Here is a 25,102-nt window from a genome sequence, read left to right as displayed (position 1 = left end):
ACAGCCGTATTCGCCCGGTCCAGGTGGCCTAAACTAGAGCTTCATGGCCACTACTCCTGATATCGGATTTGAGCGCGGATTGCCGGCAAGCCCTGACGCGGAGCGCTCGATTCTGGGCGCGGTCCTGCTCGACAACCATTTATATAACGAAGCTGCGGAAAAGATTACCGCCGATGACTTTGCGCTCGATTCGCATCGCCGTATCTTCAGTCGCATGGCCGGCCTTATTGACGCGGGACGCGCGGTCGACATCGTCACGCTCTCAGAAGAACTGGCCAGGCGCAAGGAAGTCGAGGCCATTGGCGGCGTCGCGTATCTCTTCTCGCTGACGGAGGGGCTGCCGCGTCGGATTTCGATTGAAGACTACGTCCGCATCGTCAAGGAAAAGTCTCAACTGCGGCAGCTCATCAACATCTGCTCGACAGCGATTACACGCGCGATTGACCAGGGTGAAGAAGCGCTTGAAGTGTTGAATGCCGCCGAAAGCGGGCTGCTGGAAGTGACGGAGCGCGGCATCACGCGCGGTTTCGCCAGCATTCCTGAAATTGTCCGCGACTCCTTCGGAACCATCGACAATCTTTACAAAGAAGGCCGCGAGGTCACCGGACTGGCCACGCATTACATCGACTTTGACCGCATGACCAGCGGCCTGCAGCCGTCGGAGCTGATTATTATTGCCGCGCGTCCGTCGATGGGCAAAACCGCATGGGCCATCAACATCGCGCAAAACGCCGCGGTGCAGGGCGCCAAAACCGTTGCCGTCTTTTCACTCGAAATGTCGAAGGAGTCGCTGCTGCGCCGTATGCTGGCTTCACAGGCGCTGGTCGATTCACAGAAGATCCAAAAGGGTTTCCTGTTGCGCGAGGACCAACAGAAGCTTACGCGCGCTTTGGAGCAGCTTGCCGAGTCGAAAATCTTTATTGACGACACGCCGGGCATCTCGCTAACGGAAATGCGCGCCAAGGCGCGCCGCCTGCGGCAGGTGAACGGCGGCCTGGATCTGGTCGTTATCGATTATCTGCAGTTGATGTCGGCCAGCGTTGCCGGGCCGGGCGCGAAACGGTATGAGAACCGGACACAGGAAGTCTCTGCCATCTCGCGTGGGTTGAAATCATTGGCTAAGGAATTGAATGTGCCTGTGATTGCGCTGTCACAGTTGAGCCGCGCCTCGGAACAGCGTGGCGGCGACAAGAAGCCGATGCTCTCCGACCTGCGCGAATCAGGCTCCATTGAGCAGGACGCTGATGTGGTTGCCTTCATCCATCGCGAGGCTTATTACAACCGCGATGAAAACGGCCAGCCTGATCCTGACACCGAGAACAAAGCCGAGATCATCATTGCCAAGCAGCGCAATGGCCCGACCGGGTCTGTTCATTTGGCGTATCTGTCGAAGTGCACTCGTTTTGAAAACCTGGCTTATGGGCAGGAGGAGAGAGACTTCTAGGACAGATTCACCTAAGCAATGTCCAGATGGGAGGCGCAAAAAGGCCGGAGCACGATGCTCCGGCCTTTTTCCTGAATCATTTACTCAGCAGCAACAGGCTCGATCGCCACAAAGCGGCCCATGCGCCCGCGGTCGACAAACTTCACCTTGCCGTCAATCTTGGCAAAGAGCGTGTCGTCGCTTCCTCGGCCCACGTTGAGGCCGGGCTTCAAACGCGTGCCGCGCTGGCGAACGATGATCGATCCGCCGGTGACAAACTCGCCGCCGAAGGCTTTCACACCCAGCCGCTGCGCGTTAGAATCGCGCCCGTTATTTGAACTTCCGCCGCCTTTTTTATGTGCCATTTCTCAATCCTCGCGCCAGCCTGCAGCCGGCTTCAAAATTAGTCCTATGCCGTGTAAGTCGCGCCGTCGACCTGAATCTCGTTGATGCGGACCTGCGTGAACGCCTGGCGATGTCCCTGCAGCTTCTTGTACTGCTTCTTCCGCTTGTAGTGGAAGACCAAGATTTTATCGCCGCGGCCTTCGCCGAGCACCGTGGCAATCACCTTGGCCGATTCAGGCTTCGCAACCGAACCCGCGTCGCCGGATACCGCCAGCACATCGCTGAACTCGACGGTACCGTTCTCGTCCGCCGCCGCCTTCTCAATCTTCACCACATCGCCCGGAGCGACACGATACTGCTTACCACCAGTGCGGATTACCGCGTACATAAATCCTCCAGCGCCCTTGCTGCAAGGCGCGTAAACTTAATGAATCTGGGCAGATACATGCTTGCCTCGGGCGCCGGGTGCTCTAACCGACAAGGGTGGTGAGCGGGGTGCGCCGGACTGATGCGCGCACGAGGCAATGGGCAGGATCGCCGAACTTAATTAGTGTACTGGTTATCGCGTTTTGGGTCAATGATAAGCGGGGGATAGCGAATGTTTCTCGCCAAATTGAGGCTCGAGTATTAATCAAATGATAATACCGCTCAGGCCGGAAGAAGTGCACCACTTCCGCGAACACCAAATCAGTCGATTCTGTAAATCCCCAGTACAAACTTCTCGATTGCCGACAAACCGGGATCAATAGCAAAACAACAAGGTCGATGTCTTTGGCGCATGCATCAGGGGCAAGGTGGATGCATTGTTTCTCGTGGCCACTTACCAGCATTGAACATGTCGATGTTCTGCTTCTGCTGGGCCAATGTCGGTACGCAAAAATCGGTCCGCATCGAATCGGACAGGAAGCTGTCGTTATAGGGTTCGACGTTCTTCCAGACGGAAACGGGGCACCAGCAACGTGAACCGGGTGGGTTGGGTCCATGATGTATTGAGTGCCGAATACCTGCGGCTGCTTGGTGAATTGCAAGTAGCGGTCCAGGGTGGCCGCCGCGATCCATTTGGCGGACGACGTTCCCCGCGCTATCGCCTCCATGGCAAGTATGTGCGCGAACAAGATATCGTCGGCCGTGTCGCCATGCTGGAAAATGAACGCAGCCTCCAGGAAGTCGTCACCGGAGGTGACCTGGCCGGCCGCCAGCATAGTCCGCAGAGTCTTCTGGCGCACCTTTACATGCTGGAGGTACTCAGCATTGGTGGCCTCGTCCTTTATCGTTTTCGTATCTTCCTGATCTTCGACGTACAGCCTGTGCACCGCCGAGGGCGTGTCCGGCGGCTTTGGCGTGTTGGGAGCGCTGGTTTGGGCAACCACCCAGGCACTGCAAAGCGTAAGGAACGTCAGGCTTCCCATTACTCGAAGTTGCATCCTACGTCCTCCGATTCCGAATGTCGTCACCTTTATCCGCACGCGCTTTGATGTCAAGTAGCATTCTACATAGGTCAGACCCACTACTGTAACCTGCCGCACTGGGTTCTGGGCGGATGAACGGCAACTCGGAAGTAACGTTCAGTTGCCGGATACTTCCGGATTGCCGACAAACGCCCAGAACACGTTAATTGAGTGCTTTGCCCAGTCCACGACGGTTGACTGTCGTTTGAGTATATCCATTGCAGATTTTGCTTTTACTTCCGTGTGTGCTAGTTTGTGAATCCTCTGGCATGCCCGCTGCTGCGCTCGCTTCAAAATTGGCTCACATGAGGTCATTGTGAAAAGAGAACGTCTAACACAAATCGTCCTAGTGATCGTGGGGCTGTTCAACCTGGCGATAATCTATCCGCTATACCTGGATCTGCGAAATTCCAGCTGGCTCCTGGAGCGGAAGAACGAAGTCCACCCGATGTTTCTGAGCTTCTTTATTCCGGTTGGGGTCTTTCTAATCATGGCCGCAAGGAGACCATCTGAGCATCGCTCAATGATTGCTCTAGCCGCCTGGTGGCACATCTGCCATGGCGTGGTGATGGCTATCCAGTGAAGCATGGATTCATGGTGTCCACAGGAACTTTGCTGACGTGATCATATTCCTTGTGATCGGCAGCGTCCTGTTAGCGCTTCTGCCAGCAAAACGAGGGACAGTCGCGCCGGGAGTGGCGTGAACCGAACGATTTTTCCCCCTTTGACCTTTTCGTGAACCTAATTACGGCTACGTTTCTGGTCGTATCACCGGCAATCCGGAAATAGCGCCTGCCGGTCTGGTTAACTTCCGGATTGCTGGCAAACCAGAACATTTCACCGAGCGCATTGGCCTGAAGTCATCAGTTGACAATCGAACTGGCCAAGTAGCCGGGCGCTAGCCGACATTTCGAGATATATCGAGCTTGGGCCGAGGCTTGAGTTTACTCCCGACTGGCAAGAACTGATCGCGAAACAAGGGTGCCCCGGAAAGGGCTGCGCAGGTCTGTGGCAGTGGAATGCGTCAAGGAGATACTCATCTGCCACATGGCCGGATCTCTTGCTTGAATCTCCGGCGATTACAGGTCGATTAGAATTGTGCGAGGCGAGTTAAGCCCCTTGGATCGTATTAGGGAATGATGATTGCCGGAACAACGGAGATCGGCGATGCGCAGGGGATGGACATGGAAGAACAATTTGCATCGGCGCAGCGATTAACGATTAAGCCAGGAGCATCAAGCGCGCAGCAGTCCAGTGCAGGATCGCTCAGGAGCGCCGTGTTGCTGGCGTTGGGGTTCGGACTGCTGAAGTTTCTCTTGGCAACTCTGAGCCAGATCGCGGCGCAGCATGCTGGCTACGAGATCTTCCGCGACGAGCTGTACTTCGTTGTCTGCGGGCGGCATCCGGCGTGGGGATATGTGGATCAGCCGCCGATAGTTCCGGTGATCGCACGCATTTCTGCGTGGCTGTTCGGGCTCGGATCGATGGCGCTATTCCATACGTTTGCTTCGCTGGCAGGCGCCGCGGAAGTGGCGCTGACCGGGCTGCTGACGTGGCGAATGGGCGGTTCCCGCTGGGCGCAGGCTCTGGCCATGACGGCAATTCTGACAGCGCCAATCATGATCGCACTCAATGCGACGATTTCAACTAGCCTTCTTGAACCGTTCTTCTGGATGATAGTGGCGCTGGCACTGATGGAACTGGCGCGGTTGGCCGATCGAGAGAACTTGAACGGCCGTGCGGCTGCCTGCTGGTGGCTGTTGTTTGGAGTGGCGGCGGGACTGGGCCTCGAAAACAAGTGGAACGAGGTTTTCTTTCTGGTCTGCCTGCTGGCCGGGCTGCTGATGACAAAACAGCGCCGCATCCTGGCTTCAAAATGGTTCCCCGTAGCATTTGCGGTGATGGTCCTGCTCATCCTTCCCAACCTGCTGTGGGAGGTGCATCGACACTGGCCAACTCTGGAGCTGCTTCATAACGATCAGATCAACGGCAAGAACGTGCAGGCGGGGCCACTGCCATTTGTGCTGAACCAGTTGATGGACTGGGGCCCGATGATGGCTCCGTTGTGGATTGGCGGTGTTCTGTGGCTGCTCTTCAGCCGGGCGACGAAATCGTTCCGTTTTTTGGGCGTGACCTATGTGTTGTACCTGCTCCTGATGATGTTCCTGCACGCCAAGCATTATTACCTGGCAGGGATTTATCCGCTCTATTTCGCGGCGGGCGCGGCGGCTTGGGACGCCTTGTTCCAATCACGCAGGCGGCGGCACGGACTGACGCCGGCTTATGTGGCGCTGCATGTGCTTACCATCGCTGCGATCGTGCCTGTCATTATTCCGGTGCTGCCGCCTGCCTCGACGCTGGCTTATCAGGAACGGCTGCATATACAGCCGACAAAGACGGAGACGGAAACTACGGCGCCCCTGTCACAGTACATTGCTGACATGCTGGACTGGCGGCACAAAGCCGACCTTCTGGCCGCGGCCTGGTTATCCTTGCCCGCGACGGAGCGCGCACAGGCGGGGATCTTTACGGTCAATTATGGCGGCGCAAGCGCGGTGACGGTGTACCGGCCGGATGTGCCGCCGGCCATCAGCGGGCACCAGAACTACTTCCTGTGGGGACCGCGCGGATACACCGGTAAGGTGATGATCGTATTCGGCGACAGCCGCGAGAAGCTCGAAAGCGAGTTCGATTCGGTAGAAGAGTTTACGCAGGACACGAACCCGTATGTGGAACCGTATGAGCGCGGCCCGATTTTTATCTGCCGAGGTCTGCATGGCGATCTCCAAACGCTATGGCCAAAGGTGAAATTCTGGTATTAAGGACGCGGCAATGGCACGCAGCTAATCTCAAGTAATGCAACTAAAGAGGCCACCGACACATTCGGTCTCGGCGGTGAACGATCGAAGGACTACTCCCCTGAAACGGGCTCTGCTCCAGCAAAACGCTCGCCAGGACTGCAGCGTCTCAGTTGATGCCAAATCACCAAGTCACTCATTGAGTCTTCAGCCTGCATCAACCTCCCGCTCCCGTTGCTTCTTTTTCGCTCATAAAATCATCAGCTAGCGCAGAATTGCGGGCGCCTCCGAATGCCGTCCGATCTTCGCCGGGATCAACCAGCAGCCAGAGACATCCGCCCGCAAGTACCGCTGCCGCAGCCACGAAAAAGGCGGTATTCCACCCATATCTGGCGGCGATGGAGGGCGTTAGCGAGGCGGTCACTGCCCCACCGACCTGACCGCCCATATTCATCAATCCTGAGACCATTCCGGACCGCTTGCCGGATATGTCGGCGGTGACTGACCAAAAAGAGCTTTGCGAAATATAGAGCGCGCCCGCTCCCCCGGCAAGAATGATGCTGGCAAGTTGCGTGCTTTGTGTTCGCGGACCGAGCACCAGAAATATAGAAGTCAGCGCGAGAGACACAGTGGCGATGCCGCAACGGCCCAACCGCCGTCCATATCGACGGGTAAGCCAGTCGGAGATGACTCCTCCGGCTAAACAGCACACCGTCATGGCAAGAAAGGGAATCATGGAGTAGAGGGCGCTTGACTTGAGGTCGAGTTTTCGAACCTGGGCGAGGTATATGAAAAACCAACTGAAGAATATCCAGGCCACATAGCCGAAGCTGAAATAGCTGAGGGTCATCGCAATGACACTGCGATTGAAAATTGAGGCTTGCCAGGAGAGAGCTTTAGCGTTGGCGGAATCTTTTGCGAGAACCAATGAACGGCCAGCTTCGATATGGGCCAGTTCTTCTTTTGAAACAAATGGGTGCTGCTCTGGGGTGTCGCGCGCGGCGAGGAACCATACGGTCCCAACGAATACTCCAATGAGCGCACAAAACCAGAACGAGGCGCGCCAGCCGAAGTGTTGAACAATCCAGTTGAGCAGCGGCAGAGTTAATCCTGCGCCGGCACCCACTCCAGCAAATATCCAGCCATTTGCCTTTCCGCGTTCGGCCACAGGAATCCAGCGCGCAACAAAATGGTTGGAAGCCGGATAAATAACTGCTTCTCCAATACCTAGCGCCACGCGGACCAGAATCAGCAGCAGAAGGGCATGCGGCAATCTCGGGGAAATAGCGGCGGTCAAAGCGGTGAAGACGCCCCACCACAGAACTCCGAAGCCGAGAATGCGGCGCGATCCGAAGCGGTCAGCAAGCCATCCTCCCGGCACCTGAAAGCAGGCGTAGCCGACGAGAAAAGCGCTGAAGACCCAGCCGAGATGCACATTGTCAATGCCCAGCTCGCTTCGAATCGCCGGACCTGCGATGGAAATGTTCGTCCGGTCCATGTAGGCAACGGCGCTCAATACAAACAACCAGACGACGAGCAGCGTTCTGACGGGAAATCGGCGGACGGCTGGCATTCATCTCCTCATTCGTGTTGCAGATGCGCGGCTACATCATTATGCTCCCTGAACTCCAGTTGACCCATTGGCGCGCTTTCGTTCACACTCAGGCAAAGGTCTAAGCCTATGTGCCGAAACATCAAAAGTCTCTTCAACTTTGACCCGCCTGTCACCGATGAAGAGATAAGCAACGCCTCGCTGCAGTTTGTGAGAAAGATCAGCGGCTTCAGCAAGCCGTCGAAGCCGAATGAAGCGGCCTTCTACGCCGCTATTAATGAAGTGGCCGCCGCGTCTGCCCGGCTCCTGCTCTCGCTCGAAACCACCGCCCCACCCAAGAACCGCGAAGAAGAGGCGGCAAAAGCAAGAGCTCGTTCCGCCGAACGATTCCCTGTCTGAACCGGCGCCAAAACCTGTGTGGACCTCAGCGCGAACTCTGCGTCCTCTGCTGTGAAAAAGCATTCCTGAACCAGCGCACGCGCCAGCTTTTCTCAGCCGACTGAAACAGACAAACGCTCAGGATCGTAATCAGCGGCTCCAGCGGGTGCCGGAATCTCGCGCCGGGAGTGACGAAATAATAGCTCACCGGCAGCAAGAGAAAGGCCCAAAGAAAAAGCCCAGCCGCCGGAATGCGCCGTCGTAACGCAAGCCACAGGCCCAGCAGGCCAGAAAATGTAAGGAAGGAAAAGTTGATTTCCCGGACAAATTCTCCGCCAGGATGCGCCTGGGCAGGATGCGGAACGCCGATCCAATAGAAGTAGACGCGCTTCAGACTGATCTTTACAAAGTGAATGCGATGCGCGCGGATGTACGCCTTGGCCATCTCATCACGCATCCTTACGTAGCGCACTTCGCCCATGTCGCGGTATTCAGCAATCAGCCGTCCACCGTCGACGATCGGCAGCGTTCCACCCCACGGGAATCCAGTAGACCCCGGGCCGTTACCCGCGTACAGCTCAGCCCCCAGGTTTCCTCGAATTGGGATGAAGGCATGAAAGACGCGCCAGTTCCGAATTGCCCACGGCGCAAGGCAGGCAAAGAAAACAACCGCTGAGAGCACGACGCCGCGAAACGCCGCAGCCTTGTTCTTTGCACCCAAAACCACCCACAACCCACAGACAGGCAAAAACAGCAGCGGCGATGGATTTGAGAGCGCTACTCCGCCCCACAGTAACCCAAACAACAGCCAGTAGCTGGAAGTATTCTTCGCATCTCCACCGATGCCGCGCATGCGCAACGCAATCACTAGCACCCACGCGAACAGCATCGTGGTCAGCGTCATTTCCCACACCCAGCGCACGGCGTACTGCATTGCCGCCGGATACAGCGCCCAGAGCCATCCCGACCACTGCGCGATGCTCGCACCGTTCGGTAATCTCCCGTAGCAGCGTTTTGCAATCTCATACACCGCCGGAATCGTGGCTGCGGAGAAAATGCTGTTGATGGACAGAATCGTCCAGCCGGAAAGCAGGGAATACACACGGCAGAGCTTAAACACTCCGGCGAGAATCAGCGGATACAGGGGCGGGTTCCACGCCGTCGGGCCGGTGTTGCTCACAAATGGATCGGCATAGCCGTGTCCAATCGCGAGCCCGCGGGCAATACGTCCCATCTCCCAGCCGAACTCGAAATGGTCGGCAAAAGCCCGGAAGTGATAGCTGCGGGCAATGGTGATATATAGCACGCGGACTGCAAGGCCCACCCAGAACATCGTCCAGGGTGAGCGCCAGTCGATGCGCTGCCAACGTGAGACTTCGTGGTTCTGGTTTGTTTCTATGACAGCCATTTCAGGATTCGAATCGCGCCCATGGCGGCCGGCTTCGAATGCGCCGACGCATCCGTGCGCGCATGGATTTCGTCTTTCCTTTCCGCGTAGTACTGGTAGGCGCGCGTCAGCATTTCTTCATTTGTCAGCGTCGGCTTCCACTTAAGCAGGTCCTGCGCTTTCGTCGTGTCGAAGAGGAAGTCCTCGGCAATCATCCGGTAGTGATACGGCCCCAGCGGAGATATCTTCAATTTGTGTGCCATCTTCATGGCCGCAAGCGTTAGCCCTTTCGGCAGAGACGCCACCCGCGACCTGCTGCCCGCATTGCGAATCACCGCTTCGTACACTTCACGCAGTGTCTTCACCTGATCCGAACCGACGTGGAACGTCTCCGATCCTTTGAAATCCAGCGCAAGAATGCAAGCTGTCGCCAGGTCCTGCGCGTAGATGAACTGATACCGGTTGTCACCATTGCCGACGACCCAGATCGTGTTGCCGTCATTCATGAACTCGAAGAGGATCGCAAGAAGGCCGAGGCGCCCGCTGTCGATGATGGTCGGGCAGCGCAGCGTCACAATGTCCAAATCGCTCGTGTACTTCGCAAGTGCCTTTTCCGCTTCCAGTTTCGACTGTCCGTACATCTCAATCGGATTGGGCGTCTCGGTTTCCGTCACCGGATGCCCGAGATTGCTCGCCCAAAGGCAATTTGTCGAAATAAAGACGAGCTTCTTCACGCCGGCGGCGCGACAGCTCTTTGCCAGATTCACCGTTCCATCTACGTTCGATGTCCAGAGCTGATCGGGGTTGATCTTGCCGTGCGCCAGCATTGCTGCGCAGTGAATTACGCCGTCGAAGCGGTTTTCGTGGAATACCTTCTCCACAAGCGGCATGTCTCGCAAGTCGCCCTGGATGCTTTGCAGCCCAGGCAGGCTGTCAGCATCTGGGAGAAGGTCGAAATTCACGCAGGTAAAGCCTTCGGCGAGCAGTCTGTGCTTGAGCACTCCGCCGAAAAAGCCGGACCCGCCGGTAACAAGGACATTTGGCATTTTTCTTAGTCTAAATTGTCAGGTAGATAGCCAACTGTATGAGCCGTGCTTGACCCTGATGCGATGTCGCGCCGAACCATCATCTTCAAGGGCCCCTCCGATTCGACGTCTTCTGCGCGATTGGCACGCCTTAACCAGGCTATAGGGTACGTTTGAACAAAGGCGTAGCAATGAAAAGCGTCAACATGCCGAATCCAAATAAGAAGATCAAATCTGTCCAAATGGCTGCAAAACCGCCATCCTTGAGCAGGATTGCCTTAAATCCGTGCACCGCATAGCTGAAGGGATCGACCACGGCGATGGCCCTGAGCCATTTGGGAAATCCCGTAATTGGGGAGATGGCTCCGCTGGGGAAGAACAGAAGCGTATTCAAGACGCCGAACATGGCGCGCGGCACTAAGGGATCTTCAACACGCACCATCATCAGAAACATCATCCCGTTAAATGCAATTGAAGTTGCGATAATCAGCAAACTCAATTGCAGCACAGTCATGGGATGAAAGATGACTCCCAGACCCGCAAGCAGCGAGCCAATCACAGTGAGCGTGACGCCGGACAGCACCGCCTTGATCGCGCCCGCGAGATTCAATCCCATGACCATCTCCCATTTAGTGATGGGCGTGACAAGGTAGCCTTCATGCACGCCGCGCGCTTTGTCGTCGATATACAGCATGCCTCCGCCGATCATCACGGCCACATACATGGCAAGCGCCACCGAGCCAGCCAGCAGATATTTCATGTACTCGACATAAGGATAGAGTTCTACGATTTCGAGCGCGATCTGCTGCACGACTTTAGGCTGAATCACAGGAGCATTGAGCGCATCGACCAGCGACTGCATCTCCGCTTCGAGGCTGCTGCTCATGGTCTGGTCAGTGTTGTCGACGACCAGGCCGATGGTTGGAGAGTCACCGGCTAGCACGCGCCGCGAATACTGCGCGGGAATGATGACGGCGCCATCCAGCCTTCCTGTGCGCACATCGTCGCGCGCCTTCTCTTCATTGTCATAAGGGATGGTGGTGAATGTGCGGATATTCACCGCGATGGCATTAAATGCCTCGTGAATTTTAAGCGCCTGTGAACCGTGATCGTAATCGACCACTCCCATGCGGGCGCCGCGAATCTTTCCGCCGAATGCGTTGCCCAGGATGATCAACTGCACCAGCGGAAGAGTCATCGAGACCATCATCAGCGCCGGAGAGCGGAAAAACTTCCGCATCTCGCGCTCCACAATCGCCATCATTCGTTTCATGGTTACGCTCCCGGACGCGGCGGCATGACAAATCCAAGCGCCTTGACTTGTTCATCGCGAAGCTGACGTCCCGTGTAATGCACAAAAACATCGTCGAGTGTTGTGTTCTGTACGCTCAACGATTTAATGGTTTCACCCCGATTTACCGCCAGCTCGACCAACTGCGTTGTCGTGAGAGAACCGTTGGAGGTGAGCAGCCTGTACATTCCGGCGCTCTGCGATTCAACCTTGGTTACGCCTGCCAGTTTCTTCAACTGCGAAGGCCATTCCTCAGACTCTCTAGTGAATTGCGCCTCGACCACATTTGTTCCGGGAACGCTGGCCTTCAGGGCCATCGGAGTATCGAGCGCTACGAGTTTGCCGTGATCGACGATGGCGATGCGATCGCACAGACGATCAGCCTCGTCCATATAGTGTGTCGTGATCAGCATGGTCAGATTGTGGATGGTCTTGAGATTGTTCAGCATCTCCCACACGGCCACGCGCGATACGGGATCGAGGCCCGTCGTGGGTTCATCGAGGAAAAATATGCGCGGATTGTGGACCAGGCCACGCGCAATTTCGAGGCGGCGGCGCATTCCGCCAGAGAGTGTTTTGGTTTGCGCCCCGCGCCACTTCAATAGGTCAACGGCTTCCAGCAGCTCTTCGATATTTCGTTGACGTTGTGCTCTCGGGACCTCATAGAGTTTGGCATAGATTGAGAGGTTTTCTTCCACCGTCAAATCCATGTCACTGGTAAGCGCCTGAGGAATCACACCGATGAGCCTTCTGACTGCATCCGGTTCACGCGATACATCATGGCCGGCGATAACTGCCTTTCCGGCGGTAGCCGGGATCAGCGTCGTCATCATCCGGATGAGAGTGCTTTTGCCGGCGCCGTTGGGGCCGAGAAGCCCAAAGATCTCTCCGTCCGCGACCTCGAAGGTAACACCGCCGACCGCTTCAAAATCACCGTAGAGCTTGACGATATTTTCGACAGCTATCGCAGAAGTTTTATTCATCGTGACACCAGCTTGCTCTTCGGGATGTACACTTCAGCCGTCATTCCGGGCACATATCGCATCTCAGGATTGTCGATCAACAACTTCAGGCGGATGGTCTTGATGTCGCGTTTGCGGCGGCTGACGTCACGCTGAGTGGCAAAGTCGGCCTCTGCGGATTTCGCGATGACTTTGCCCTGAATGGTTGCGCCACTTGGCATGACGACGCGAAGACTGTCGCCAATCTGAACCGAGTCAGCCTGAGTTTCCGGCAGAGGTGCGTAAACCCACGTCTGCGTCAGGTCCGTGATAGTCACGATCGGAGTTCCGGCCGCAACTACTTCTCCCTGTCGGGCGGCCCGGACATTCACCTTGCCCGAGATTGGCGACACGACGCGCGCATAATCCAGCTCAACCTGTGCCTGGTTCGACAGAGCCTGAGCGTTCTTCATATCGCTCCGTGTCGCATCTACCGTCTTTGCTGCGGCCTGTGCTTGAATCGTGTTCGCCACTGCGAGTTTGACGGACGCTTCTGATGCGGCCACGTTCTCTTTGGCTGAATCGACGGCTGCCTTCGCAGCGTTCAGCGATGTTGTTGCTTCATCGCGTGCCTGCGCGCTCATCACTCCCTGCTTGGCGAGCGCGACTGTCCTTCGTGTATCGGCCTCCTGATGTTCATACTGCGCCTGTGCCTGCACGAGGGCCGCTCTTGCGGCGCGCAATTGCGCCTCGGCATTCGTTACCTGGCTTGATGTGCCGCCGCGCAGCTGGCGTTCCGTGTCACTGGCTTCCTGCAATTTGTACTGCTGGCTGGTTGCAGTTGCTTCAGCAGCCTGAAGAGCGGCTGCCAGATCATCACTTTGAATTGTGGCGATGAGCTGGCCAACCTTGACATCGTCACCTTCATCGACTGTAAGGGTCTGGATGCGGCCGGTAATGCGGGAGCTGACGACGACTTCATTTGCATCTACGGTGCCGATGAGCAGCAAATCACTGGACCGGTTCGTCGAAAAGAAATACCAGCATAGAGCGATGACAAGTAAGATGCCTAGCAATACGAATATCTTGTTACGCGCATTCATAGCCATTTTCTCCGAACCTGAAAATTCTTAATTTGAGGCATTGGCATCTCTGCCAGTACGCGCTTCGCCAACTTGATGCCACGAGCACGGTCCACGAAAAGCGCTTGGCCAAGAAACTGCACGGCGGCTTCCCGCCTGGACTTCAGCACATCGACGTCAAATGGCTTGAATGGAAGCGCCAGTTGCAGCATCGGCGCGCTCAGAAAATAGAAGACGTTCGCGCCAAACATCGAATACGTCACCTGGAGCCAATCAACTTCGCAAAGTTCGCCTGCCCGCACCCCTTCACTAACAGCCTCCCGCAGCTTTTCGAGCAAAGGCTTGAATGCTTTGCGAATAAGAATGGGTATCGACCCTCCCTCATCGCGTTGGAACCGTACCATCTCCTGCTGCATGAGACTCTGGAATTCGCGCTGCGTAAGAATGCGATCGAAGTGATTCAGCGCCATTCGCAACAGGCGCTCGCCCGCGCTGTGTCTGGGGTCAAGCGCATCGAGAGCGCTGGCAATAACTTTTCCCGACACTTCTTCAAGGGCCGCAGCATACAGGGATTGCTTGCTCTTGAAGTAGTAATAGAGGAGCGCCTTGTTAACCTTTGCCGCTTTCGCGATGGCATCCGTGCGTGCGCCTGAGAAGCCGTGGGTGCTGAACTCGCGGACCGCTGCGCGAAGAATAATCTTCCGTGTCTGATCGGCACGACTTTGGCGGTTTTTGGATGAAGTTGCTAGGCTCATTGATTAACCGGTTAGTTAAATAATACCAGCAATCTGTTCCCGGGACCTTTCTTAGAAGGAGGCCTGGTTTGTTCGTGTAGCTTTTACGAGCGTCTCTACGGAAGGCGCAACCATCAGCAGAAGCACTGCCTGCGGCTTTATTGCGGTGTTCAGAAAGTCAATATTCCGATTCCTTACGTCCGCATTCACCAACCGATTATGTTTCAGATCATCCAGTGCTTGGAGGCCGATTATCGCTACCTCGGACAGGTTGCGCGAAAGCGGCGCCAGATCTTGCGTCAGGAACGATCGTGCCAGCAATGGTTGCAGCCTGGCGTCATTATCGCGCCACAGAACCAGCCACTGTTGCGCCTGTTGCCAGTCTTCGGGTGTGGCTTTTCCCCCCGCGATCCGCCGGGCAATGCCGTCAAACACGCGCGCAGTCTCGCTCTCCGGAGGCACTGCATCATCCAGGCGATTCAACGGAGTGAAGTCCCCGAAATTGCGCAGTTGCTGGCGCTCGTACCCCTTGGGTGGCTGCACCACGTCCGCCAGCACGCGCAGAGCCACTGGATCGGGATCGCCGCTCATCCGCTCCAGCATCTCTTCCGTGATTAGCCGGTGTCGCACTCCGTAATACCCGAGCTTTTGCGAAACAATGCCAAGCCGGCGATACATCGAGTCAACATCCCGCACATTCTCAGGAGACCAAAGCCGCTCAGCGATAGCCGCCGTACGTGGCCATACTCGGTTATCAAGGTTCTCATCAGAAACAATGTCGGTCCACATGGTCGCTTCGCCCCCAAGCACCCGCGCCTTCTCATCCGGAGTAAGGCTTGCGGCGCTCGGATCTCCCAGGGGATCGACTGCATAATGCTCCGCAGCCGACTGGTTCAGATCAATGTAATACCCCGATGAGAGCACGCCGCGATTCCCGTTGCGCGCCGCATCCGCGAGGGACTTCGGGCCCCGCCACGATTGAATGACCACATCCTTGGGGGTGCCCGACTGCAGCACCTCGTCCCAGCCCATCATGATTTTCTTGTTCCGGGCGACAATCTTTTGAATTCTGGCGGTGAATTGTGCCTGCAGAGCCGCACCATCCTTGATGCCGTGGACCCGCATATACTCCTGGATGCGCGGGTTTGACTCCCATTCATGAAAGTCGCATTCATCGCCTCCCGTGTGGAAGTACGCATCCGGAAACAACTCGGCCATCTCTTCAATGAATCCGCTGAGGAACTTGTACGTGCTCTCCCTTGTCGGATCCATCGCTGAACTCACGCCGGGGACGTGACCACTGCCAAGCTCAGGGTAGGCGCGGAACCAGGACGCTGTGTGGCACGGCATGTCGAACTCCGGTATCATCCGAATGCCGCGATCCCGCGCGTATGCAATGATCTCCTTCACTTCTTCCTGCGTGTAATAGAAGCCCCCGGATGCCTTCTCCTGCAGAAGGGGGAATCGCTTGCTCTCAATGTGGAATCCCGCATCATCCGAAAAACGCCAATGAAAGACATTCAGCTTGACGGCCTCCATCGCATCGAGATTCCGCTTGATTACCGGAAGCCGAACGAACCGATGCCCCGAATCAATCAGAAGACCGCGCCACGGAAAGCGGGGCCTGTCTTCGATGGTGATCGCGGGAACGCTGAATCCCTTTGGAGTCACTCGCACCAGCAGTAGAAACGTCTGCAGACCGTGCAATACGCCCAGCGGATTGGCAGCAGTCAATTGAACACCGCTCGTCGCGATCACCAGCCGGTATGACTCATCCTCTCCGAGCTGCTGGACGGGCAGGCTCGGGCCCTCCGTATGAACCGTGAAATTTGGCTTGTTAACCACAGCCTCACGCCACAATGGAATTCCCGTTTCGCGCGAAAGCACATCGAGAAATCGCTGCCGCGCATGAACCAGACGAGGCTCGGCATACCCGGTCAACTCGATGCCGAATGACCCGTCAATCAGAAATTCTCCCGGGCCTGGCGTCGATTGCGACGGCAGCGGCATCATCGATAGCGATTCCGGCTCCTGCGCTCGAGCCGGCCACGGCAAGCCCAGCATGAACAGAAGGAACACGCAGAAGCATAGGAAGCTCGCACGCCGAAAATATGGCACGACTACCTCTCCAACTCAGCCCGATAGGCTCCGGTTCACAATATACCTGTGCACTGAAGTGTGCTCATAGGCATGTCCGCAATAAAGAACATGGATGCCGATTCATGGCTGCTGACGAGGTCAACAACATCCTTCGCTAAAGTGTTGAAAGGAATGTGGTGGCCAGAGACGGGATCGAACCGCCGACGCCGGCCTTTCAAACTTTAGACGATGTGTAATTACAACTTAGACGGCACGAATGTCGCCGTAAATCTCTGATAGATGTTCGTACGATGTTTTATGGTGAGTGCGATTTTGGGTTGCACTTGCTCAATCGAACCAGGAACCGCATGAGTGCTGAAGCATGTAATCTCCAGTGGACACGAGCCTATTCGATGTCCTGAACACAGCGAAAGCCGACAGTACCGGAACGGTCATAGCTGGGAGCCATGAGGAGCAATTTTCCGTGCTGATCATTCCGGTACGCTTGCGGAAAGTACCAGATTGAGCCTTGCGGCTGATAGTAGCTTCCTCCACGGAGAATACCCCCGCGCGTGTGCTCATCAATGTACTCGTCTGTCCATTGCCAGACGTTTCCCACCATGTCGATGACCCCGAAAGGACTGGCTCCGGATGGATGAGCATCAACACCATCGGGGTTCGTAAGGGAGCGGCCCTTATCGGGCATAGGCACGTTAGCCGACTCCCATATATCGCCCCAGGGATAGAGGCGATTTTGGTCGCCGCCTTGAGCAGCGTATTGCCACTCCCATTCATGAGGCAGGCGCTTGCCTGCCCACGCGGCGTACGCGCGGGCATCTTCGAGGGAGACCCAGGTGACGGGCTTTCTGTCCCACCCTGCCGGATACGTCCCGTTCTTCCAGTCACGCAAAAAATTCAAGTCGTCGACAGGATGATAGTGCGTCGCATCCAGAAACTTCTTGAATTCCGTATTGGTGACGGGATACTTATCCATCAGGAAAGCATGAACGTGCATGCGATGCTCATGGAATCTGCGCGGCATATCTTCCCACGGATACTGAACATCGACGCCAATGTCGTTGGAGCCCTCAATCTCGATACCCTGCACTCTGAAAACATAATCGCCAGCGGGAATCTTCACCATCTCTTCAGGAGTTGAGGTTGCACGCTTTGTTGGTGGAATGTCGACGAGCTGCTGCGGCAGCGTCTTCCACTGGTCTGAATACGACGAAAGCGGTTGCGCTGTCATCTTCTTCATGCGCGTCATGAGGTCCTGCATTTTTGGGGTGGCATCCTTCGAGGCAAGAATCGCTCCGAAACCATGAGCTTCCATCTGGAAAGAAAGCACGTCGTTGTTGCCGTCGCGCTCCGGCTTGAGTTCCTCACCATGATAGAGATCGAAGTAGCGCATGCCGTCCTGTGCAGGTACGGATATTTGCCGGCCCGGAAGGTCGTATTCGTTGCGATTTACGAGAGTCCAGACGGTGTTTCCATCGAGCGGCCATCGGCTGGCGAATACGCCATAGCGGTGCGTCGGATAGAACGGTTCCCATGTAGCGCTGACAAGAAATGGCGCGACGCCTCGCTCGATCGTGGCCATGCGGCGCGTAGCTTCGCTGTCGCGAGGAGTTATGCCGTTCCAAATCCCCCAGATGTTCTCCCAGCTTTCCCAGCCCACTCCGTTGAAGAAGGCAAATTGCAGATCGTCGGTCTTGTTGCGGGCCCAGCGATGAGAAATATTCACCATGTGGCGGGTCTCAAGCCACTTGTATTTGTCTACCTCGGGTACGAACGGGAATTGGTACTGTCCCCAGGTCATAACGTTCCAGGCAAGCGCTTCGTCTGACGGACCTCCTTCTGGCTCGAACGCGAGAGTGTGGCCGACTTTGTCGGAAGCCTGGGAGAAGGCGAGCGGGACACCGTCCTGCGTGTCTCCATTGATGCCATCCGCGTCAATTTCCTTCATGATTTCCGCGATGGCATCGGGCCAGGATTTGCCGGGATCGCGTGTGCCCTGATCCCACATCATCATGGGAAAGAGGACGCGCACGCCATGGCGATGGAAGTCCTCGACCATCTGGTGAACTCCCGCGAGACCTCCAGGCATGGAACGCATCATGTCGTGCTGATTGCGGTCGTCGATGCCCATGTTGGGATAGGTTGACCAGATCAGCACGGCATCGATGCCGCCGTAGCGTTTCTCAAGGTCATCCAGGTAGCGGTCTACGGTGTATTTGTGCGCGTAAGGGTCGTAGAAATAGCGGTCCTGCACCATCATCTGCGGCTGGATGAAGCTTGATTGCGTCCAGAGCAGCGTGGGCATGCGATAACGCGCATCATTATAGCCAATACGGATACGGCGCTCCATGCGCCAGTGCGTAATGTCATTCAGCCACTGCTGATGCGTAACATCTGTACACGGCGTGTATCCGCCCTCCCAAGCGCCGCGGAGTGTGAGGCATTCGGGTGACGGGATCTGCTGGTTTTGAGGCGGGTACTTTGTGTCCTGCGCGGTACCGATGATGCTGATGGCTGCGCTTAGAAGCAGGGCCGTTGGTACGAATTTATGGGTGAGCCGGATCATTCGTGATATTTCTCCCATAGCGAAGCTGGATTTCACGAGACTGCGAAAATTCTGTAACCGTGTGACGAAAGCGTGAGCCTCAATCCGTCCGGGAAAGTTTGTGCTGCAGCACCGATCACAAACGTCCATATATCGTGATAACCAGCACTGCTCAAGCACATGTTATGCAGGCGTCGGACCTAAGCATACGGCCTACTGTCTCCTCCACAAAATCCCTCAAAGCGCTTCTTTGCGGTGAGCAGGTTCGTGAGGTTCAGGACACAGGACGATTGGATTTATGTCTTTTATCAGGTTTTCATGCTTCACTCGTACTTCTGACAGTTGTTCGTACAAGAACCATCTTCTAGCATCAACAAAATTGATTGTGCAGATCACTTCCTCTGAAGTGATTCGGCTTAAGCCATGAGCTCAGTAGGCCATACTTCACTGAAGCAAAATCCATTCCTGCTATGGCTCATCATCAAACTTCTCGCCGCGGACAGGTGTCAGTCGCGATTAACCCAAAAATCGGTCGGAGGGAGTCATGAAAGCAACCATTGCTGAAATGGAGCCGCAGACCACAGATGCTGCCAGTCCACTTACAACAAAGCAGTTGTCTGCCGAGGAACTTCAGAAGATCAACGCCTACTGGCGCGCATGCAATTACCTGGCCGCAGGCATGATCTATCTGCGGGACAACCCTTTGCTTCGCGAACCATTGAAAAAGGAGCATATCAAGACCCGGTTGTTGGGTCATTGGGGATCAAGTCCCGGACTGAGCTTTACGTACATTCACCTCAACCGCCTGATCAAGAAGTACGATCTCGACGCCATTTTTCTCGCCGGGCCAGGCCATGGCGCGCCCGGCGTACTCGGTCCCACCTACCTGGAAGGCACATATTCAGAAATCTATCCGAATAAGGCCGAAGACCTGGAAGGAATGCGCACGTTTTTCAAGGAGTTTTCCTTTCCCGGAGGCATTGGCAGCCACTGCACGCCAGAGACCCCAGGCTCCATCCATGAGGGAGGCGAACTGGGCTACAGCATTTCTCATGCTTTTGGCGCGGCGTTCGATAATCCTGACCTGTTGGTTGCCGTTGTTGTGGGAGACGGCGAATCGGAGACCGGCCCCTTAGCAACCTCATGGCACTCCAACAAATTCCTAAGCCCGGTCCGTGATGGCGCGGTGCTGCCAATCCTCAACCTTAATGGATACAAGATCAACAACCCGACGCTATTGGCCCGTATATCGCATGAGGAACTGGAGGACCTCTTCAAGGGATACGGATGGAAGCCGTACTTCGTCGAGGGCGAGAACGTTGAAACAATGCACCAGTTGATGGCTGGAACGCTGGAGCACTGCGTGCTTGAGATCCGCAGCATTCAGGAAGAAGCACGGAAGAATGGTAAAGCCACACGGGCGCGCTGGCCCATGATCGTGCTGCGCAGTCCGAAAGGCTGGACAGGCCCCAAGGAAGTCGATGGCCATAAGGTTGAGGGTTTCTGGCGCGCGCATCAGGTACCGCTTGCGGGCGTGCGAGAGAATCCAGAGCACTTGAAGATGCTCGAAGGCTGGTTGCGCAGCTACAAGCCGGAAGAGTTATTCAACGAGAATGGGAAACTCATTCCCGAGTTGAAGGAGTTGGCCCCCGCCGGAACGCGGCGAATGAGCGCCAATCCTCATGCGAACGGCGGGTTGTTGCGCAAGGCCCTCCATCTCCCCGATTTCCGCGAGTACGCGATGAAGGTCGAAAAACCCGGGCACACGCCGGCAGAGAACACCCGCCCGCTTGGACGGTTTCTGCGCGATGTGGTGCGTCAGAACCCAATAAACTTCCGCGTCTTTGGACCTGACGAGAACACTTCCAACAAGCTGGACGCGATTTACGAGGTAAGTAAGAAGCTCTGGCTGGCTGACTACCTGCCGGAAGATGCCGATGGAGGCGAGCTGTCGCCCGATGGCCGAGTATTGGAGATGCTCTCGGAACATACGCTCGAAGGCTGGCATGAAGGCTACCTGCTGACCGGCAGGCATGGATTCTTCTCCACTTATGAAGCCTTTGTGCATGTGATTGATTCCATGTTCAACATGCATGCAAAATGGCTCGCGACCTGCAAAGCGCTGAGTTGGCGCGCCCCCATTTCTTCGCTGAATCTCTTGATTACGTCCACTGTATGGCGTCAGGACCACAACGGCTTCACGCACCAGGACCCCGGATTCCTGGACTTGGTAGTCAACAAAAGCCCGGACGTCTGCCGGATCTATATGCCGCCGGACGTGAACACACTGTTAAGCGTTGCCAATCATTGCCTGAAGAGTACGGGCTATATCAACGTGATCGTTTCAGACAAACAGAAGCATCTGCAATATCTCAGTATGGACCAGGCCATCGAGCACTGCACCAAAGGCATTGGCATCTGGCGGAATGCAAGCAACGACGAGGGTGTGGAACCGGACGTAGTGCTTGCTACCGCAGGCGACATCCCGACAAAAGAAGCATTGGCAGCGGTGGTGATGCTGCGCGAGCACTTCCCGAATCTTAAGGTCCGCTTCGTGAATGTTGTAGACCTGTACAGGCTGGTTCCGTCCACGGAGCACCCGCATGGTCTCACCGACCGCGACTTCGACAGTCTGTTCACGAAGGACAAGCCGGTCATCTTCAACTTCCACGGCTATCCATGGTTGATCCACCGTCTCACGTATCGGCGCACCAACCACAAAAACCTGCACGTTCGTGGATACAAGGAAAAGGGGAATATCAACACGCCGCTCGACCTAGCGATTCAAAACCAGATCGATCGCTTCAGTATCGCCATGGATGTCATCGACCGGGTGCCGTCCTTGCAGGTCGCCGGGGCACACGCAAAGGAAGAATTACGCAACCGGCAGATTGCATGCCAGAACTACGCATATGAATATGGCATCGATATGCCCGAGATTGAGCAATGGACATGGCCAGGATGATTTTGAGCCAATGCACTTTCATCGGCACGTCGAGTTTTGCTGACACGGGTTGGACGCGGCGAAATCGCTGCTAAAGCTTATGCCTCGTTTGGCCGTGCTATTAAGTGCTTGATTTTAAAGTGGTGGCCAGAGACGGGATCGAACCGCCGACGCCGGCCTTTTCAGGGCTGCCTAGCAAGCTAACAAAGTGGTCCGGAATCAGCGGATATCATTGAGACGATTAGCATTGCACCCTCCTCGATTTAGGATGGTTTAGGACCATTTGGGATGGTTTCGACCGTACGATGGTCTTGTATTGGTCGTGTATTGGTCGTGACGAGACAGACGAATCACCATGTTCCGATTGAGTCGCATGCAGACCTCTTCGCGGCGTACGCCCAAATAGTGCCACAAAAGTCTGATTGGCCATCAGGGCTGTTAAACGTCAACATTCCACCAACTGCACACAAGTTCCTGGCAATCTTCAATGAGTACATGGGACCTGAAGTCAACAGTAGAGGTCGAAATGTCCCTGTGGCCGGTAAACCGTCCAGTACATCACTTCCGACGAGCCGACATTTCATTACTCATCGGATCGTGATCCCCAAAATCAGCAACGACACCAGCCATTTTTGCCTCGATTCACTTAGCACGAGCCACTCGGCCGAATCGCCATTCCGGCTTCTTGCGTGGGCATGACTTGAGGTGTAGGCAGTTGGTACGCTGAAAAGCCCGCCAGGTTGTCAGCACATTCGGCGATGGTTGACGGAAGGGCTGCAACGGTTGGCGGCAATGTGGGAATTGAGGCGTCGAGCTTGGCAAAATTGAAGGCGCTCGTCATATCTCCTACAGTCGAACGACGCCACGCGGTCAGGTTCGGCACTTCGGTGCCAAATCGTGTCTCCAGAAAGCGAAGAACCGAGGTGTGATCGAACAGGTCCGATGAAACAAAGCCGCCACGGCTAAAGGGAGAGATTACCAGCATTGGCACTCGAAAGCCGAGTCCGATGGGCCCGGCTATCGCTGGGTTCCCCACAACAGAAGGGTCCGGGACCGCGGGTACAGTCACGTATTCTCCGGGAGTTCCTGGAGGAGCCGTCGCCGGAGGAACGTGATCGAAGAAGCCACCGTTCTCATCGTAGGTTGCAAACAATACCGTCTTCGCCCATGTCGCCGGATTTGCCATAAGGGCGGTGACAATCGCCGACAGCGTGTTTTCTCCAAACAGAGAAGGCGAGGGAGGGTGATCGGAGTCCACTACAGACGCGATGATCCAGGAGACCTGTGGCAAGTTGCCAGACACTGCATCAGATACAAAATCGGTTGGGAACTGAGGGCCGAAAGCATTTTGGGCAAGCTGCGATGCGGGGTCCTGGAAGTTCTTGAAATAGGAGAGAACATTATCGGAGAAAATGCCGTTCAGAATGTTCTGGTCAGGCGAGGTATAGACCTTCCACGATATGCCACGGGTCTGGAGTTGCTCGGGCATGGTTGTGTAAGTGAGCTTGCCGAAGAAGGCTGAACGGTTTGCGACCAGCGTTTGCAGCAACGGGCCGCCGTTCTTTCCGTCCGGATCGATGGATGCCGCCACGGTGTAGAGGCGATTGGGATCCGTGGGGCCGATCACTGAACAGCGATAATTGTCGCAGAGAGTGAATGCGTCGGCGATTGCGTAGTAGTAAGGAAAATCGGCGCGCGTGTAATAGCCCATCGAGAGCACCGCGTCATTGGCGTTAATGGACAGACGCGAGGTCACGAAGCCATTCATTGCTCCGCCGTTCCAACTCTGATGCTGGGGCACCCAATCGTGTGTGATGTCGTGAGTGCACGCGGCGTTCGTCTTCGTCGTGTCCAGGTGAAAGGGTAACAGTACACTTGCAGGTTCGTTTGCGGTATTTCCCGGATAGGGCTGCTGGAAAGCGGCGCTCTGATCGGAGAATCCGCGCACGCCCCGGTAACTCCCAAAATAGTGGTCGAAAGATCGGTTTTCCTGGATGAGGATCACTACGTGGTCTATGTCGGTGATCTTTGCGCATGGTGCCGGTCCCGGTGTGGTTGTTCGAGTGGCTTGCCCACCGCATCCAGAGAGGATCCCTCCTAGCATTTCTGCTGCTCCGGCTGCGACCCCAATCCTTAGCAGTTCACGGCGCGTAATTCGTGTAGGAGGCATGAAGGACTCATTGTTCCCTTAGCTTCATTTGATGCTGATTTCCCGGATCCGCAGTCGTCAGTGGGTACGGGCGAATTGACCTTTGTCGATCAATAGCGGCCCAGACTGTTTTTGGATTGCGCTTGATGACCGAGGGGGCCAAACCTGAGACCTTGACCAGAGCCAAGTCGCTTCTCCACTTCGTGGCACACGCAAAACTAGTGTCACAAATCTGATCGGCCACCAGCGCTTGTAACGTCGGCAGCACCAGCGAGTCATGCAATTGAATATAGCCGGGAGTACCTGGCGATTCGTGTCGCGCGCTCAGCGATGCCATGATTCTGCAAGGAGTTCCTGAACATATACGCTCAGACAACGGCAGCGAGCAGGTAGCCGGGAATCTACGCCACTGGCTGGAGGTCGCAGGAACAAAGACGTTGTACATCGAACCCGGATCGCCATGGGAGAACGGCGCTCAAGATCTCCGCCGGCACTTCAAGGGATGGCCTTGTATTAAAAGAGTGAGCCCCTGGGGACCCGACCGAAACGTCCAGCTTTCCGACGGAACGGCACGTCAGTGCGGTTGATGCTTAGGCGCTTCTTGACTCTCACGACGGGACAGATGTCATCATGAAAGGCATGCATACTGTCTTGGTGGCAACGAGGGCCTGCAACGTCTTGCCTATGCCTGGCATCGTCGGGTGATGGCCGACGACGTAGGCCGCGATCCGATCGGACAAGGAGACAAGCAATCACCACCCAAACGGCCGGGCAAATGCAAGGATGAGCGGCCTGCTCGGCAGATTCCCGCCGCCATCAATCTCAAATCTGTGAGCAGCTCAGCGGGCTCAGATACAGGTTCGTAATGTTGCTTACGATTTCGGCGTCGGTATTGCCAGGCTTGTGCGAGAGCTCCTTCCACGCCGGATCGCCCGAGAACGCTGCCCAATGAGCTGTCAGAGT

Annotated in this window: 19 protein-coding genes and 1 pseudogene; 6 read left to right on the top strand and 14 right to left on the bottom strand. The window is 55.9% G+C overall.

What is annotated here, in order from left to right:
- Positions 1–43: 43 nt before the first annotated feature.
- Positions 44–1,444, top strand: a complete 1,401-nt coding sequence (gene dnaB, locus VEV40_RS16035) for a replicative DNA helicase (protein ID WP_324833766.1) — start codon at positions 44–46, stop codon at positions 1,442–1,444.
- Between the two features lie 80 nt (positions 1,445–1,524).
- Here dnaB and rpmA read toward each other — a convergent pair whose 3' ends face one another.
- The 3 genes from rpmA to VEV40_RS16020 form a co-directional block, all read right to left on the bottom strand.
- Entirely contained in the window at positions 1,525–1,788 is a 264-nt protein-coding gene (gene rpmA / locus VEV40_RS16030; protein ID WP_324833765.1) for a 50S ribosomal protein L27, read from the bottom strand.
- A gap of 44 nt (positions 1,789–1,832) precedes the next feature.
- Complete coding sequence (rplU, locus tag VEV40_RS16025; RefSeq protein WP_324833763.1) at positions 1,833–2,156, bottom strand: 50S ribosomal protein L21; 324 nt, start codon at positions 2,154–2,156, stop codon at positions 1,833–1,835.
- An 82-nt stretch (positions 2,157–2,238) separates the two neighbouring features.
- Positions 2,239–3,177 (bottom strand): hypothetical protein, encoded by a 939-nt coding sequence (locus VEV40_RS16020; protein WP_324833762.1) that lies wholly within the window; start codon positions 3,175–3,177, stop codon positions 2,239–2,241.
- A gap of 355 nt (positions 3,178–3,532) precedes the next feature.
- Between VEV40_RS16020 and VEV40_RS16015 the strand changes: the two genes are divergently transcribed.
- The gene (locus VEV40_RS16015; protein ID WP_324833761.1) at positions 3,533–3,799 is read left to right on the top strand and encodes a DUF6632 domain-containing protein; all 267 of its coding nucleotides are present in this window, start codon (positions 3,533–3,535) and stop codon (positions 3,797–3,799) included.
- A 553-nt stretch (positions 3,800–4,352) separates the two neighbouring features.
- On the top strand, positions 4,353–6,038 hold the full coding sequence (locus VEV40_RS16010; protein ID WP_324833760.1) for an ArnT family glycosyltransferase: 1,686 nt from the start codon (positions 4,353–4,355) through the stop codon (positions 6,036–6,038).
- A 193-nt stretch (positions 6,039–6,231) separates the two neighbouring features.
- Here the strand turns inward: VEV40_RS16010 and VEV40_RS16005 are convergent, their stop codons facing one another.
- On the bottom strand, positions 6,232–7,587 hold the full coding sequence (locus VEV40_RS16005) for an MFS transporter (protein WP_324833758.1): 1,356 nt from the start codon (positions 7,585–7,587) through the stop codon (positions 6,232–6,234).
- A 108-nt stretch (positions 7,588–7,695) separates the two neighbouring features.
- Here VEV40_RS16005 and VEV40_RS16000 point away from each other — a divergent pair, with 108 nt between their 5' ends.
- The gene (locus tag VEV40_RS16000) at positions 7,696–7,965 is read left to right on the top strand and encodes a DUF2277 domain-containing protein (RefSeq protein WP_324833756.1); all 270 of its coding nucleotides are present in this window, start codon (positions 7,696–7,698) and stop codon (positions 7,963–7,965) included.
- Between the two features lie 25 nt (positions 7,966–7,990).
- Here VEV40_RS16000 and VEV40_RS15995 read toward each other — a convergent pair whose 3' ends face one another.
- The 8 genes from VEV40_RS15995 to VEV40_RS15960 all read right to left on the bottom strand — a co-directional run bounded on the left by VEV40_RS15995 (position 7,991) and on the right by VEV40_RS15960 (position 19,067).
- Positions 7,991–9,352 (bottom strand): glycosyltransferase family 39 protein, encoded by a 1,362-nt coding sequence (locus VEV40_RS15995; RefSeq protein WP_324833754.1) that lies wholly within the window; start codon positions 9,350–9,352, stop codon positions 7,991–7,993.
- Positions 9,340–10,377 (bottom strand): NAD(P)-dependent oxidoreductase, encoded by a 1,038-nt coding sequence (locus VEV40_RS15990; RefSeq protein ID WP_324833753.1) that lies wholly within the window; start codon positions 10,375–10,377, stop codon positions 9,340–9,342. The genes VEV40_RS15995 and VEV40_RS15990 overlap by 13 nt, the downstream gene beginning before the upstream one ends.
- A 139-nt stretch (positions 10,378–10,516) precedes the next feature.
- On the bottom strand, positions 10,517–11,629 hold the full coding sequence (locus VEV40_RS15985) for an ABC transporter permease (RefSeq protein ID WP_324833752.1): 1,113 nt from the start codon (positions 11,627–11,629) through the stop codon (positions 10,517–10,519).
- A 2-nt stretch (positions 11,630–11,631) separates the two neighbouring features.
- The gene (locus tag VEV40_RS15980; RefSeq protein WP_324833751.1) at positions 11,632–12,630 is read right to left on the bottom strand and encodes an ABC transporter ATP-binding protein; all 999 of its coding nucleotides are present in this window, start codon (positions 12,628–12,630) and stop codon (positions 11,632–11,634) included.
- Positions 12,627–13,691 carry an HlyD family secretion protein gene (locus VEV40_RS15975; protein ID WP_324833749.1) on the bottom strand — a complete coding sequence of 355 codons (1,065 nt, stop codon included), beginning with the start codon at positions 13,689–13,691 and terminating at the stop codon, positions 12,627–12,629. Before VEV40_RS15975 ends, VEV40_RS15980 begins: the two co-directional genes overlap by 4 nt.
- A complete protein-coding gene (locus tag VEV40_RS15970; RefSeq protein ID WP_324833747.1) occupies positions 13,688–14,425 on the bottom strand; it encodes a TetR/AcrR family transcriptional regulator in 738 nt (245 codons plus the stop codon). The genes VEV40_RS15975 and VEV40_RS15970 overlap by 4 nt, the downstream gene beginning before the upstream one ends.
- A 51-nt stretch (positions 14,426–14,476) precedes the next feature.
- Positions 14,477–16,522: a beta-N-acetylhexosaminidase gene (locus VEV40_RS15965; RefSeq protein WP_324833746.1), complete on the bottom strand. Its 2,046-nt coding sequence runs from the start codon at positions 16,520–16,522 to the stop codon at positions 14,477–14,479.
- Between the two features lie 367 nt (positions 16,523–16,889).
- Positions 16,890–19,067 carry a formylglycine-generating enzyme family protein gene (locus tag VEV40_RS15960; protein ID WP_324833745.1) on the bottom strand — a complete coding sequence of 726 codons (2,178 nt, stop codon included), beginning with the start codon at positions 19,065–19,067 and terminating at the stop codon, positions 16,890–16,892.
- Between the two features lie 544 nt (positions 19,068–19,611).
- Between VEV40_RS15960 and VEV40_RS15955 the strand changes: the two genes are divergently transcribed.
- Positions 19,612–22,011, top strand: coding sequence for a phosphoketolase family protein (locus VEV40_RS15955; RefSeq protein WP_324833767.1), 2,400 nt, complete (start codon positions 19,612–19,614; stop codon positions 22,009–22,011).
- 625 nt (positions 22,012–22,636) lie between these two features.
- On the opposite strand, the gene VEV40_RS15950 is transcribed toward VEV40_RS15955, so the two are convergent.
- Positions 22,637–24,160 carry a phospholipase C gene (locus VEV40_RS15950; RefSeq protein WP_324833744.1) on the bottom strand — a complete coding sequence of 508 codons (1,524 nt, stop codon included), beginning with the start codon at positions 24,158–24,160 and terminating at the stop codon, positions 22,637–22,639.
- Positions 24,161–24,167: 7 nt separating this feature from the next.
- Positions 24,168–24,476, bottom strand: a complete 309-nt coding sequence (locus tag VEV40_RS15945) for a hypothetical protein (RefSeq protein WP_324833743.1) — start codon at positions 24,474–24,476, stop codon at positions 24,168–24,170.
- Between VEV40_RS15945 and VEV40_RS15940 the strand changes: the two are divergent.
- Positions 24,448–24,612 (top strand): annotated as a pseudogene (locus tag VEV40_RS15940) (IS3 family transposase); the annotation flags it as partial. The gene VEV40_RS15945 and the pseudogene VEV40_RS15940 overlap by 29 nt on opposite strands.
- Between the last annotated feature and the right edge of the window lie 490 nt (positions 24,613–25,102).

This window comes from Alloacidobacterium sp. (genome assembly GCF_035631355.1).
GTDB lineage: Bacteria > Acidobacteriota > Terriglobia > Terriglobales > Acidobacteriaceae > Alloacidobacterium.
The sequence above is the reverse complement of the archived record's forward strand: the minus strand, read 5'-3'. Positions and strand labels throughout refer to the sequence as shown.

Bases quoted from the DNA above. Each gene is read 5' to 3' on its own strand.
- dnaB (WP_324833766.1), top strand. From the start codon at position 44: ATGGCCACTACTCCTGATATCGGATTTGAGCGCGGATTGCCGGCAAGC.
- rpmA (WP_324833765.1), bottom strand. From the start codon at position 1,788: ATGGCACATAAAAAAGGCGGCGGAAGTTCAAATAACGGGCGCGATTCT.
- rplU (WP_324833763.1), bottom strand. From the start codon at position 2,156: ATGTACGCGGTAATCCGCACTGGTGGTAAGCAGTATCGTGTCGCTCCG.
- VEV40_RS16020 (WP_324833762.1), bottom strand. From the start codon at position 3,177: ATGGGAAGCCTGACGTTCCTTACGCTTTGCAGTGCCTGGGTGGTTGCC.
- VEV40_RS16010 (WP_324833760.1), top strand. From the start codon at position 4,353: ATGATGATTGCCGGAACAACGGAGATCGGCGATGCGCAGGGGATGGAC.
- VEV40_RS16005 (WP_324833758.1), bottom strand. From the start codon at position 7,587: ATGCCAGCCGTCCGCCGATTTCCCGTCAGAACGCTGCTCGTCGTCTGG.
- VEV40_RS16000 (WP_324833756.1), top strand. From the start codon at position 7,696: ATGTGCCGAAACATCAAAAGTCTCTTCAACTTTGACCCGCCTGTCACC.
- VEV40_RS15995 (WP_324833754.1), bottom strand. From the start codon at position 9,352: ATGGCTGTCATAGAAACAAACCAGAACCACGAAGTCTCACGTTGGCAG.
- VEV40_RS15990 (WP_324833753.1), bottom strand. From the start codon at position 10,377: ATGCCAAATGTCCTTGTTACCGGCGGGTCCGGCTTTTTCGGCGGAGTG.
- VEV40_RS15985 (WP_324833752.1), bottom strand. From the start codon at position 11,629: ATGAAACGAATGATGGCGATTGTGGAGCGCGAGATGCGGAAGTTTTTC.
- VEV40_RS15980 (WP_324833751.1), bottom strand. From the start codon at position 12,630: ATGAATAAAACTTCTGCGATAGCTGTCGAAAATATCGTCAAGCTCTAC.
- VEV40_RS15975 (WP_324833749.1), bottom strand. From the start codon at position 13,691: ATGAATGCGCGTAACAAGATATTCGTATTGCTAGGCATCTTACTTGTC.
- VEV40_RS15970 (WP_324833747.1), bottom strand. From the start codon at position 14,425: ATGAGCCTAGCAACTTCATCCAAAAACCGCCAAAGTCGTGCCGATCAG.
- VEV40_RS15960 (WP_324833745.1), bottom strand. From the start codon at position 19,067: ATGATCCGGCTCACCCATAAATTCGTACCAACGGCCCTGCTTCTAAGC.
- VEV40_RS15955 (WP_324833767.1), top strand. From the start codon at position 19,612: ATGGAGCCGCAGACCACAGATGCTGCCAGTCCACTTACAACAAAGCAG.
- VEV40_RS15950 (WP_324833744.1), bottom strand. From the start codon at position 24,160: ATGCCTCCTACACGAATTACGCGCCGTGAACTGCTAAGGATTGGGGTC.
- VEV40_RS15945 (WP_324833743.1), bottom strand. From the start codon at position 24,476: ATGGCATCGCTGAGCGCGCGACACGAATCGCCAGGTACTCCCGGCTAT.